The sequence below is a fragment of the Gordonia sp. 135 genome (assembly GCF_009720185.1).
In the GTDB taxonomy this organism is placed as follows: domain Bacteria; phylum Actinomycetota; class Actinomycetes; order Mycobacteriales; family Mycobacteriaceae; genus Gordonia; species Gordonia alkanivorans.
The window spans coordinates 1,858,992-1,872,229 of sequence record NZ_CP046257.1 but is presented as its reverse complement, the minus strand read 5'-3'; the positions used below and the strand labels follow the sequence as shown (position 1 = coordinate 1,872,229).

Annotated in this window: 8 protein-coding genes; 6 read left to right on the top strand and 2 right to left on the bottom strand. The window is 63.8% G+C overall.

All coding sequences use genetic code 11. The annotated features are described in order from the left end of the window. Positions 1–164: 164 nt before the first annotated feature. From GKZ92_RS08560 to GKZ92_RS08540, 5 genes are all read left to right on the top strand, one after another. Complete coding sequence (locus GKZ92_RS08560; RefSeq protein WP_155225180.1) at positions 165–2,060, top strand: hypothetical protein; 1,896 nt, start codon at positions 165–167, stop codon at positions 2,058–2,060. Positions 2,061–2,122: 62 nt separating this feature from the next. Next, entirely contained in the window at positions 2,123–3,751 is a 1,629-nt protein-coding gene (locus GKZ92_RS08555) for a class I SAM-dependent DNA methyltransferase (RefSeq protein ID WP_155225179.1), read from the top strand. Beyond that, positions 3,693–4,835 carry a restriction endonuclease subunit S gene (locus GKZ92_RS08550; RefSeq protein WP_155225178.1) on the top strand — a complete coding sequence of 381 codons (1,143 nt, stop codon included), beginning with the start codon at positions 3,693–3,695 and terminating at the stop codon, positions 4,833–4,835. Before GKZ92_RS08555 ends, GKZ92_RS08550 begins: the two co-directional genes overlap by 59 nt. Before the next feature lie 54 nt (positions 4,836–4,889). Further along, the gene (locus GKZ92_RS08545) at positions 4,890–8,096 is read left to right on the top strand and encodes a type I restriction endonuclease subunit R (protein ID WP_155225177.1); all 3,207 of its coding nucleotides are present in this window, start codon (positions 4,890–4,892) and stop codon (positions 8,094–8,096) included. A gap of 63 nt (positions 8,097–8,159) precedes the next feature. Next, entirely contained in the window at positions 8,160–9,746 is a 1,587-nt protein-coding gene (locus tag GKZ92_RS08540) for an HNH endonuclease signature motif containing protein (RefSeq protein ID WP_155225176.1), read from the top strand. A 91-nt stretch (positions 9,747–9,837) separates the two neighbouring features. On the opposite strand, the gene GKZ92_RS08535 is transcribed toward GKZ92_RS08540, so the two are convergent. Further along, the gene (locus tag GKZ92_RS08535; RefSeq protein ID WP_155225175.1) at positions 9,838–10,965 is read right to left on the bottom strand and encodes a nitronate monooxygenase; all 1,128 of its coding nucleotides are present in this window, start codon (positions 10,963–10,965) and stop codon (positions 9,838–9,840) included. Between the two features lie 337 nt (positions 10,966–11,302). Here GKZ92_RS08535 and GKZ92_RS08530 point away from each other — a divergent pair, with 337 nt between their 5' ends. After that, positions 11,303–11,788 carry a 5' nucleotidase, NT5C type gene (locus tag GKZ92_RS08530; RefSeq protein ID WP_155225174.1) on the top strand — a complete coding sequence of 162 codons (486 nt, stop codon included), beginning with the start codon at positions 11,303–11,305 and terminating at the stop codon, positions 11,786–11,788. 97 nt (positions 11,789–11,885) lie between these two features. On the opposite strand, the gene GKZ92_RS08525 is transcribed toward GKZ92_RS08530, so the two are convergent. Continuing rightward, positions 11,886–13,208 carry an NAD(P)/FAD-dependent oxidoreductase gene (locus GKZ92_RS08525; RefSeq protein ID WP_155225173.1) on the bottom strand — a complete coding sequence of 441 codons (1,323 nt, stop codon included), beginning with the start codon at positions 13,206–13,208 and terminating at the stop codon, positions 11,886–11,888. Positions 13,209–13,238 lie beyond the last annotated feature (30 nt).

Sequence of the window (13,238 nt, the reverse complement as noted above, 5' to 3'; positions counted from 1 at the left end):
CCGGCGACCGCGGGTCCGGCTGCCGATAGCCACATTCCCAGCACTACCCCGACTGCGCGACGTGGATCACTGTTAAGGCGGCTTAACAGTGATCCGAGTACGCGACGAGGACCCGGCCACTATGGTGTGAGAGTCAGCTGATCGCGCCGAGGAGGTGACGCCCGATGGGAACTCTGACCATGCAGGACGTCGCCGACCTAGCGAGGGTATCGCGGCCGGCGGTCAGCCAGTGGCGTAACCGACCCATCGTGCGCGGCGAGTCGATGCCGTTCCCCCCGCCGGTCGCCACAGTCAGCGGCGTCGAGCACTTCGACGAGCAGGAAGTCGTCGATTGGTTGCAGCGAACACGCCGAGGCAATAATCGTGACGAGCAACATCTCGACGTCGGTGCAGTGGCTGTTCCCCATGGCGTTCGGTATGACGACGTCCTCTGCCTCCTCGCCTTGTACGCACTCTCGGGAGTCGAACTTTCTTCTGCTACAGCCCAATCGCTCATCGATGTAGCGACAGAGGTCGACCCGGACGATCTATCGATACTCAGCGAGATCCGGGTGCTCGACGCCTCGGAGGACCTGGTGCACTTCACCGACCAACTCATCGACGCGTCGTTGGGGACCCCAGACGCCCTCGACCGCCTGGAGAAGGGACGACTGGGACGTTCACGCGGAGTCAGAGACCTCAAGCGTGAAGGATTCGAGGTTGTTCGCAGTATCGTCGGCGCCGCGCTTGCACATCTCGATGCCGATGACGTTGCGATCGTCCCGGCAGGTGATCCGACGTTGGCTCTGGCGTGCGTGAACGCCGAGGAGCAATGCGCGATCGGCGCCCACGTCGCAGATATCCGTAATCTACGGCGGCGTGCGGCAATCTGCCGCACTGAACTGCTTGACACTGCACCCGATGCCTCCGTGACGGTTGCATCCTTCGTCGGGTGTCCGGTGGCCGACGCCCTCGATGCGGTCGACAGCATTGTCCTGGATCTGCGAGACGGTGAGGTCGCCGTCGTCATGGCTTCGGCTAAAGCGTTGACCGATCATCTCGCCGGTGAACTTCAACTGCGCCGTTCGGAAACTCTCAAGATTGGCAATGTCGTGTGCGCCCTGCGCCTTCCACGAGGACTGTGGCGGGAGGCCCACCGGCAGAGTCAAGCTCTGTGGATCTGCCAGGGTGGCGCCGAGGCCGACCACGTCGCAGTCGCCGACCTCGACGCTGTCGGTTCCGCGGATCTAGACGACCTGGCCACAGACGTTTCCGCGGTGCTCGATCAGAATCGCGGCCGCGCACACCGATTCGTCCGCCGCCGCGACCTGCTCGACATCCGTGCAAGCGGAACTGTCGTTCCGCGCGGCGCCAACGCACCGAAGCTGCGGTCCCGCGCGCAGGACACTCACGCGGACCGCGTTCATCGTGCAACCTTGGAGACTTCGGCACCCATCCGGACGGTGGACATACTCATCGCACCGGCCTCGGGCCGGTTTCGGACACAGGACCATTCGCTCGCCGAACTGGTCGAACGGAAGATGATCACCGTGAACGGCGGCAGCCGTATCGATCCGCGCGACGCCAACGATGCCGGTACGGTCCGAGTACTTCCCGACGACGTACTGCGCCTGGACCCCTTCGACGCCGCCAAGTGCTATCCACGAGCGAGGCGCACCGAGCCCGGCGACATCGTCTTCGTCGAGAAACCCGCACCGAGAGCAGTGATCGATCCGGTCGGCGGATCGTTGGTGGGCGCACCTGCAAAGCTCCTCCGAATCGACCAGCGGGCACCCTTCAGGCCGCTGGTTCTCGCCGCCATCATCAACACCCGCTGCGAACCGGGAAGCGAGTGGCAGACCTGGCGCATCCCGGGCTTCACCCCAGAAGAATCGCAGCAACTCGAGAAGGCACTGGCCGAGATCGCCGACTATCAACGAGCGGTCGAAGCGAAAACGGCTGCAGCCCAAGACCTCGCGCTTGCGCTCATCGACGGCATTGCGGCCGGTGACATCTCGCTCGACGCGAACGAGACGACCCCGGGCATCGCCGCCGTGACCACGACCGTAACCACCAGATAGCACCAGAGACTCGGCCGAGGGCACGCCCCTCGCGTCCACCCATGAGAGAGGATTCACCACCGATGGCCGCAAGGCGCAAGACGGCGGAGCCGACCGCTCCGTCGACAATGAAAGAGCTCAAAGACACGCTGTGGAAGGCCGCAGACAAGTTGCGCGGATCACTGTCGGCGAGTCAGTACAAAGACGTGATCTTGGGCCTCGTCTTCCTCAAGTACGTTTCCGATGCATATGACGAACGGCGTGAGGAGATCCGGAACGAACTCGTCGCCGATGGGTTCGACGAGTCACAGATCGCAGATGTTATCGACGACGCCGGCGAGTACCAGGGTGCGGGCGTGTTCGTGGTGCCGCCGATCGCCCGATGGACGTACCTGGCCGAGAATGCCAAGGGTAAGCCCTCTGACGATGGCGGACCGGGCAAGAACGTCGGCCAATTGATCGACGAGGCGATCGACGCCGTCATCGCGGCCAACAAGTCCCTCGCCGGCACTCTTCCGCGAATCTACAACCGCGACAACATCGATCAGCGACGCCTGGGTGAGCTTGTCGACCTGTTCAACAGCGCACGATTCAGCCGTCAGGGCGAGCACAAAGCGCGAGATCTCATGGGCGAGGTCTACGAATACTTCCTCGGCAACTTCGCTCGCGCGGAGGGCAAACGGGGTGGCGAGTTCTTCACTCCGCGCAGCGTCGTCCGAGTGATCGTCGAGGTTCTCGAGCCCACCAAGGGACGTGTCTACGACCCATGCTGCGGTTCGGGTGGCATGTTCGTGCAGACCGAGCAGTTCATCTACGAACACGACGGCGATCCCAAACAGGTGTCGATCTATGGCCAGGAAGCCATTGAAGAGACCTGGCGGATGGCGAAGATGAACCTCGCGATCCACGGCATCGACAACAACGGGCTTGGAGCGAGGTGGGGCGACACCTTTGCGCGGGATCAACATGCCGACGTCCAAATGGATTACGTGATGGCCAACCCGCCGTTCAACATCAAGGACTGGGCGCGTAACGAGGAAGACGCACGCTGGCGCTTCGGGGTACCGCCTGCGCGCAATGCGAACTACGCGTGGCTGCAGCACATCCTGTACAAGCTGGCGCCGGGCGGCAAGGCCGGCGTGGTGCTGGCGAACGGGTCGATGTCGTCGAACAGCAACGGCGAGGGTGATATTCGGGCCGAGATCGTCGACGCAGACCTCGTGTCGTGCATGATCGCGCTACCCACCCAGCTCTTCCGCAGTACGGGCATCCCCGTGTGTTTGTGGTTCTTTGCCAAGGACAAGACCAAGGGGGTACAGGGCTCGGTCGATCGGACCGGTCAGGTCCTTTTCATCGACGCTCGCGATATGGGCTACATGGTGGACCGCGCCGAACGTGCGCTGACCGACGAGGAAATCGTCAAGATCGGCGACACATTCCGCGCGTGGCGCGGGTCGGCCTCGGCCGCAAAGAAGGGCATTACGTACGAAGACGTACCGGGTTTCTGTAAGTCGGCCACGCTGGAGGAGATCAAGGCTGCGGGCTATGCGTTGACTCCAGGGCGGTACGTGGGCGCACCAGAAGTCGAGGACGACGGTGAACCCATCGACGAGAAGATCGCCCGCCTGAAGTCGGAACTGTTTGCAGCGCTCGATGAGTCAGCACGGTTGGAAAAGGTTGTGCGTCAGCAGATGGAGCGGGTCGATGAGTGAATGGCATTACCGTCGACTAGGTGACGTGGTAGAGCTCCGGAGGGGCTTTGACCTTCCAGCTCGTCTTCGTGTAGGTGGACCGTTTCCAGTACTGTCAGCAGGAGCGACTGCTGGCTGGCACGACCAGGGCCCGGTGAAGGGTCCAGGCTTCGTCATCGGGCGTGCTACAAACTTGGGGCAGCCTACGTGGTCAGACATCGATTTCTGGCCGCTCAACACGACCCTCTATGCTGCCGACTTCAAGGGGAACTCACCTCGATTCCTGTTCCACCTATTCGAGTTCACGGACTTGGCGGGCTTCGACTCTGGCAGCGTTCAGCCGATGTTGAATCGCAACTACATTGCTGACGTACCGGTACTCATTCCGTCACTCTCAACTCAATGCGCGATCGCCGAAGTCCTCGGCGCCCTCGACGACAAGATCGCGGCAAACGAGCGGGTCGTGGTCGTGGGCGAGCAGCTCGTACAAGAACTTGTCGGGCGAGTTGGGGATCGAGTGGCACTCGAAGAACTAGCGACGCGGTCCAAGCAGTCCACCAAACCGGACCCGGCTGAGCATGTCACTCACTTCAGCCTTCCCGCTTTCGATGATGGTCAGTCTCCCAGCAGTGAGCGAGGCGAGGACATTAAGAGCAGCAAGTTCTTGCTCAACAGCCCGTGCGTTCTGATGTCAAAACTCAATCCTCGGATCTCGCGGGTGTGGAACGTCAGCGAGCTTCCCGAAGGTACCTGCATCGCGAGTACCGAGTTCGTTGTTCTGGTACCTCAAGTGGTGAGCACTCATGCTTTGTGGGCAACTCTTACGCATCCCCGGGTCAGGGACGAACTGATGGGTAGAGTCGCCGGCACATCGGGGAGTCATCAACGTGTGAAACCAGAGGAGATACTCGCACTCGATGTCACAGACGTTCGTTCACTGTCGGACACGAGCCGCGATCAAGTCGACGCAGTCGGCGCCTTGGGGCACCAGTTACGCGTCGAAAGCCGCACCCTTGCCCAAACCCGCGACCAACTCCTCCCCCTCCTGATGTCCGGCAAAGTGACAATCAAGGAAGCGGAGAACGAGATCGCCGATCTAGTGTGACGCGACACGGTAGCCAGACCACTTCAGAATGCCCAGAACCCGAAGGACCAACGCATGAGCGCAATTCCAGAAGCCGAGTGGGAGAACCTGGCTCTCGAGTGGCTGGCCGACCAGGAATGGCAACCCCTGAAGGGCTCCGACATCGCACCCGGCGTCGAAAACGGTCGTACCAGGTGGGATGACATCGTCCTCCCGGACCGGCTGCTCGCAAAGGTGCGGGAGTTGAATCCCGGTGTCCCCTATGAGTATCTCGTGCAGGCGCGGGCTGCGATCCTCGCACCCGAGTCGCAAGACCCGCTCGCCGAGAACCATCGGCTGCACGAGATCCTCGTCAAGGGGTACCGGGGTATCACGTATGTCGATCATGACGGCCTCGAACAGACACCGACCATCCTTCTGGTCGGAAATCGGCCGGAGGACAACGAGCTACTCGCCGTCCAGCAGGTCACGGTCCGCAACTCAGAACACCAGCGCAGATGCGATGTGGTGCTCTACCTCAACGGCCTGCCTGTGGCCTTCTTCGAGCTGAAGCAGGCAGGCGCCGCTCAGGCCGATCTCGCTTCAGCCCACGCACAACTGGGAACGTACCTGCGCGAGTTCCCACTGGTGTTCCGCTTCGCGGTGGTCTCCGTCGTCAGCGATGTCCTCAGCGCGCGATACGGCACACCGTTCACTCCGCTCGAGCACTACGCCCCGTGGAACGTCGATGACGACGGTAAGCCCCTCAGCATGGGCCATCCCACCGACCCGGCACAGCTGGGACTCGAACTCGAGTACCTCATCGACGGAGTGTTCAATCCCGAACGCTTTCTCCAGATCCTGCGCAACTTCACAGCCTTCGACGCGGGTGCCGACGGTTACGTCAAGCGAATCGCCAAGCCCCATCAGTACTTCGCGGTCACGAAAGCCGTCGGCAACACCGTCGCCGCTGCGGAGAGCAACGGCAAGGCCGGCGTCGTCTGGCACACACAGGGTTCGGGCAAGTCGATGGAGATGGAGCTCTACGCCCATCTCGTCGCGCGGCAGCCGAAGCTTAAGAACCCCACGATCGTGGTCGTGACTGACCGCCGCGAACTCGACGGACAGCTCTTCGAGACATTCAACCGTTCCGAGCTTCTCGACGAGTCACCGGTGAAAGTCACAACACGTGAGCAGCTGCGGGACGAACTGTCCAACCGCACCACCGGTGGCATCTACTTCACCACGCTCCAAAAGTTCAGCCGCACCCAAGCGGAGCGGGACGCCGGCGCCGACCATCCGCTCCTCACCGATCGCCGCAACGTCATCGTCGTTGTCGACGAGGCACATCGCAGTCACTACGACGACCTCGACGGCTACGCTCGCCACCTCGCGGATGCGGTTCCCAACGCCACCCTCATCGCGTTCACCGGCACTCCTATCTCGTTTGCCGAACGCAACACCCGCGAGGTGTTCGGCCCCTATATCGACATCTACGATCTCACCCGTGCCGTCGATGACGGCGCCACGGTGCCGGTCTATTTCGAGCCGCGTCTCATCCAGGTGACCCTCGCCGATGAGGTGACCGAAGACGATCTCGACAGAGCAGCCGACGAGGCGACCAAAGGTCTCGACGATGCCGAACGCGCACAGATCGAGAAGTCCGTGGCGGTCATCAACGCCGTGTATGGCGCTCCGGAACGCGTCAAGGCCCTCGCGAAGGACATCGTCGAGCACTGGGATGGCCGTTCGAAATCGTTGGAGACCTTCATCTCCACACCGGGAAAGGCCTTCATCGTCGCGGCCACTCGCGATATCGCGGCCCGGCTCTACGAGGAGATCGTTGCGCTGCGACCTGGCTGGCACGACGAGGCCGTCGACAAGGGCGTTATCAAGGTCGTCTACTCCGGCAGCGCGAAAGACCAAGGGCTCATCGCCAAACACGTCCGGCGCGACGCTCAGAACAAGATCATCCAGAAGCGGCTCAAGGACCCCGACGACGAACTGCAGATCGTCATCGTCAAGGACATGATGCTCACCGGCTTCGACGCGCCGCCACTGCACACCCTGTACCTGGACCGACCGCTCAAGGGCGCCCTCTTGATGCAGACCCTGGCGCGGGTCAACAGAACCTTCCGCGGCAAACCGTCGGGCCTCCTCGTCGCCTATGCACCGCTCGTCGACAACCTGCAGCAGGCGTTGGCCGAGTACACCGAGACAGACCAGGCCAGCCAACCGGTCGGCCGCAACATCGACGAAGCGGTGGCGCTGACGCAACAGCTGATCTCACAGCTGGACGATCTCTGCAGTGGGTACGACTGGCGCACGAAGGCGAAAGAGGCTGATCGAGGTTGGATTCGCGCGGCGATCGGTCTCACCGAATACCTTCGGTCACCGGAGACTCCAGGTAACAGCGTGCCGGAAGGCGAGGAAACGCTGGGCGGGCGATTCCGAACGCTCGCCGCACATCTCGCCAAAGCCTGGGCGCTTGCCGGCGGCAAGGACACCCTGGAAGAACTCCGCCCGACCGTGCAGTTCTACGAAGAGGTCCGGGTATGGATGGGCAAGTTCGACGCCGCGGACCGGCAAGCTGAGGGCCGACCCGTTCCCGAAGAGATCAAGAGACTCCTGTCCTCCTTGGTCGCGACCTCGACCGCCACCGGCCAGATCGTGGACATCTACGATGCTGCCGGGCTGCCCAAGCCGTCTCTCGCCGATCTCGGGCCCGACTTCGAGGCAAAGGCCAAAGCTGCGACGAATCCGCACCTCGCGATCGAGGCTCTGCGAGCGACGCTGACCGAGGAATCGGCACGTGCCACGCGTAACAACGTCGTCCGACAACGAGAGTTCTCGGAGCGCATCACCGAGCTCATGAACCGCTACACCAACCAACAAATCACCTCTGCCGAGGTGATCGCCGAACTCATCGCAATGGCGAAAGAGGTCGCCGCGGAAGGCGGCCGCGGGCAGAAGTTCTCCCCTCCATTGAACGACGACGAACTCGCTTTCTACGACGCCGTCGCCACAAACGAGTCAGCAGTCGAGTTCCAAGGCGACGACGTACTCGCCCAGATCGCGCGTGATCTCGTCCGGATCATGCAGCGTGACACCAAGTTCGACTGGACGGTCCGCGATGATGTCCGGGCGAAGCTGCGGTCGTCCATCAAGCGGCTGCTGGTGAAGTACAAGTACCCGCCAGACAAGCAACCCGCCGCGATCACGACAGTGTTCGAACAGATGGAGATGATGGCCCCGCGGTTTGCCGAAACCACCGCACCCGACGATCTGACCGCCGCACACTGAGCGAGGGTCGAGTTCAAATCCCCGCCCACTTGACTCGAACATATTTTCGAGTACTGTGGTGTCATGGCGCGGGGGGGGGCGAGCATCGAATCCACGGATTCGGCAAGCGTTGCTGACCACTCTGTCGAGCCCCGCCTTCGTCCCGATGCCGAGCTCTCGGCCACTGAGCTGATCGAGGTGTTGAACCACACCGCCGGACTCGCGGCGGCGACCGCCCACCGAATGATGACTGTTGCCAGCCTCATTCACGACGAGCGCGAGCTCGACTACGCCCAGCGTCGGGCCGAGATCCACGACGGACAACTCGACTCGATCGAGGCGTTCGACGACCTGGCCACCCGTGTCGCAGTCGGCGAGGACCCGTACGCCGAGTTCGGGCCGGACGGGCTCGAACAGGCCATCGCGGAGGTCGGTGCGACGCTGACCATCACGGCCGCGGAGGCCCGAGAACTCATCAGCGCCGGAGACGCCCTGCGCTACCGGTTGTCGTTCACGGGTCACGCCTTGGCGTGTGGACGCATCGACAAGCGGCGATTCCTCATCGCGCTCAAGCGAACCGAGCTCGTGACCGACCCCGACGAGATGCAGACCGTCGATGCCCACCTGGCGGAGGCGATCTTCGCTCGCGCACCGATGTCGACAACGCGGTTCACCGCAATGGTCGACACCATCGTTGCGAAGTGGGCACCAGACGCTGTCCGGAGGCGCAGAGAGCGAGCCACCGACGACCGCAAGGTCAACGTCGGACCCGATCGGTTCAACCCCGGGCAGTCACGTGTTTCCGGGTCGCTACCGGTTGCCGACGCCGCCGCGTTCGACGCACGTCTGTCTGCGATGGCCGCCGACGTTCATGCTGCCGACCCGCGCACGGTGGCACAGCGTCGCGCCGATGCGCTGGTTGCATTAGCGCGCGACGAGAACTCACTGTCCTGTGCGTGCGAAGCCTGCCTCTGCGCGACAACAGAAGTCGTCGAGAACGCTGCCCACGCTGACACCGGAGATGCGCCGTGCTCCTGCACCACAGACAAGAAAGCTCCGCACGCGTCCTACTACATCGTCGCCAACCTCTCCACCCTCATCGGCCTCGACAACGATCCGGCGTTTATCGACGGCCAGGGCATCGTCGATGCCGAGACCGCCCGGGCCCTGCTCGCCGACGCCCAACGCTCCTATCTGCATCCCACCACCGCACCCACCCCCGAATCGGCGCTGCGCTACGCCCCGTCGAAGAAGCTGCAAGCCCTGGTGCGGGCCGGCGAACTGTGCTGCACCTTCCCAGGATGCAATGCGCCGGTGTGGCAGATCGACCTCGATCACACCCGGCCGTGCGACCATCGGCATCCCGACCGTGGTGGACGCACCCTCGAACGCAATCTGAAACCACTCTGCCGGTTTCACCACCGGATCAAGACCTTCACCAGCTGGCAGGACTACCAGGACGAGTTCCTGACCGCCTGGTTCACCACGCCCACCGGACACGTGTTCGTCGGCAACGCCTACAACGGCCGTGACCTGTTCGGCCATCTCACGCCGATTCGCTCACCCGATCATCCGGCGCGCATCCGGCACGCCATGCAACGCAGCACCGACTCACGCCTGACCCGGCGCGCCGAACACCGGTGGAACCAGGCCAACCCACCACCGTTCTGATGGGCAGGTGACTGTTAGCCTGCCAGACTGATCGGCTGACGCGCGCCGCGGGTGGCGACCTCAGCGAGTGAGCCCACCACCCCGACCCGACCTAGGTCGTCGCGTTGGCGAACGCATCGAGATTGCCGGTCGCCTCGATGTACTCGGTCACCCAGCGTGCGATGACTGCCGAGGTCTTCTCGACCTTCTTGAACTGCCCGACGACCTGGCCGACGGGGTTGAACGCGACGTCGATGCTCTCGTCGGGATGCTTGTGCGTCGCGGCGACCGCCATACCGGAGACCATGTACTGCAACGGCATTCCCAGCGGATCGGGGTTCTCGGGATTCTCCCACGCCTCGGTCCAGTCGTTTTTCAGCATGCGGCACGGCTTGCCGGTGAACGAGCGGCTGCGCACTGTGTCACGGCTCGAGGCGTCGATGTAGGTCTGCTGCTGAACGGGGGTGTTCTCGGCCTCCTCGACCATCAGCCACTGCGAACCACTCCACGCACCCTGCGCACCAAGCGCGAGTGCGGCCGCGATCTGCTCACCGCTGCCGATGCCACCGGCAGCCAGAACCGGCACGGGTGCAACCTCTTTGACGACCTGCGGCCACAGCACGATCGAACCGACCTCACCGCAGTGACCACCGCCCTCGCCGCCCTGGGCGATGATGATGTCGACACCGGCGTCGGCGTGCTTGCGCGCCTGCTTCGGCGAGCCGCACAGCGCTGCGACCTTGCGTCCCGCGGCCTGGATCTTCGCGATCATGTCCTGCGGCGGCGTGCCGAGCGCGTTGGCGATCAGCGTGACCTTCGGGTGCTGCAGCGCGATCTCGACCTGCGGCGTCGCGGTCGCCTCGGTCCAGCCGAGCAGCTGCAGCGAGTTGTCGTCGCCGTCGGCGAGCGGCACCCCGTGGTCGAGGAGCAGCTTGCGGCCGAACTCCAGGGTCTCGTTCGGCACCATCGACTGCAGCAGCTTGGCCAGCTCCTCGCCCGACATGTTCGAGTCCATGCCCTCGTACTTGTTCGGGATGACGATGTCGACGCCGTACGGGTGATCGCCGATGTGCTCGTCGATCCAGTTCAGCTCGATCTCGAGCTGCTCCGGCGTGAAGCCCACCGCGCCGAGCACTCCGTAGCCACCCGCCTTGCTGACCGCGACCACGACGTCACGACAGTGGGTGAACGCGAAGATCGGGAACTCGATACCGAGTTCATCGCAGATCGGGGTGTGCATACAGACTCCTCGCCAGTGTCAGAATTAGAACGTGTTCTAATCTGGATACCAGGCTGCGCGTCGTCGGACAAGCGTTCCGCGGAACACTCGTCCCGGACCCAGGGCCAGCGACCGGCGAACCTCAACCCGACTCCCAGACTTCGATCGAGGTCTGGGAGTCGAGTTGAGGTTCGCCGGACGACAGCGCTTCCGGCCAAACTGTCGTACCCCTGCCCTATCGTGGCGAATGTCAGGTGATCCTCCCGGTTCCGGTGAGGCACCTTCCGCCCCGACTCGGGGCACTCCACACCGAACGCGCCGCCCCTGCGGCGCCGCACTACGTTCGAGAGGGCCAACAATGACAGACCACATTGCGAGACAACCCAAGAAGATTCTCTACATCGACATGGACAACACCCTCGTCGACTTCAAGTCCGGGATCGCCAAGCTCAGCGATGCCGAGCGCAAGCGTTTCGAGGGCGACCTCGACGACGTCCCCGGCATCTTCTCCCTGATGGACCCGATGGACGGCGCCATCGCGGCGTACCGCGAGTTGGCCGAACTCTTCGACACCTACATCCTCTCGACCGCCCCCTGGGACAACCCCCTGGCATGGACCGAGAAGTTGCTGTGGGTCAAGATGCACCTCGGCCGCGACGAGGACTCCCCCGCCTACAAGCGGGTCATCCTGTCGCACCATAAGAATCTCAACCGAGGCGACTTCATCATCGACGACCGAACCGCGCGCGGAGTCGACCAATTCGAGGGCGAACACATCCACTTCGAACAGCCCGGCTTCGAGAACTGGGGGAAGGTCGTCGCATACCTACGCGAGAAGGCCTGATCGCCCGTCGGACCGGAGACGACCTTCCGCGATCCAGCCGGCAACGAGGTGGGCGTCGGCGGCGGGCCGACGCCCGAGACCTTCTGACTAGTTCTGACTAGTTCGCCTCCCGGCGCGCGTACGGCGTCCTCGCGGTCTCGGTGTCGCCGTAGATGATCGCCCGCTCCCGGCGTGAGTCGGTCAGCAACGTTGCGCCCCAGGTCATCACGGTGCCCAGCCGGTTGCGGATTCCGGCCAGGAAGGCGATGTGGATGACGCCCCAGGCGACCCAGCCCGGGAACCCCGACATCTGGAACCGACCGGACTGCACGATGGCCCGACGCCGCGCGATGTAGGCGGCGGTGCCGAGGTCGCGGTACTTGAACGGCGCCCGTTCCTGCTGTCCTTCTACACTTTCGGCGATCACGCGGCCGACGTGGTGTCCGCCCTGCATAGCGACCTCGGCGACGCCGGCGAGGTCCTTGTACGCCATCATGTCGCCGGCCACGAACACCTCGGGATGCCCGGGGACCGAGAGGTCCGCCTCCACCGGGATCCGCCCTGCCCGATCCTGTTCGACGCCGAGTGCGGCCGCGAGGGTGTTGGCGAAAGGGACGGCCTCGACGCCGGTGGTCCACAACGTCGTTCGCGCCGGATACCGGTCCTTGTGCTTGTCGGCCTTGCGGGTGGTCTCCACGTAGTCGTCACCGACATCGGTGACATGCACGCCGAGGTGTGTCTCCACACCGAGGTCGTCGAGAGTCCGTTGCGCACCGGCCGAGAGCCGGGCGTCGAACGACGGCAACACCCGATCCCCACCGTGCAGCAGCAGGACCCGCGCCTGAGCGGGGTCGATGGCGTCGTATTCGCGTTCCAGCGCCCGGGTGGCGAGTTCGCGGATCTGACCGGCGAGTTCCACTCCCGTCGGCCCGCCGCCGGCGACCGCGAACGTCAGCCAGGAGCGCTGTTCCTCGGGGTCGGTGATCGTCTCCGCCATCTCGAAGGCGGCCATGATCTTGCGGCGGATCGTCAGCGCGTCGTCGAGGGTCTTCATCCCCGGTGCGTACTTCGCGAACTGGTCGTTGCCCCGGTACGCGGTCCGCATCCCGGTCCCGACCACGAGGTAGTCGTAGGGCAGGCGGAACGACGACCGGTCGAGACGGTCGACGACGATCTCACGCGTCGCGACGTCGATGTCGGCGGCCTCCCCCAGGACGACGTCGAGGTTGCGCTGGCGACGGGTCAGGTGCCGGATCGGGCTCGAGATCGCGCCTTCGGACAGCAACCCGGTGGCGCACTGGTAGAGCAGCGGCTGGAAGACGTGGCTGGTGCTGCGATCGACCAGCGTCACGTCGACCGCGGCCTTCCGCAACCGCCGGACGCAGTGCATGCCCGCGAATCCTGCTCCGATGACGACGACTCTGGGTCTCGAGGGGGCCATTCCGCCGATTGTTCCAGACGAATAGAGACC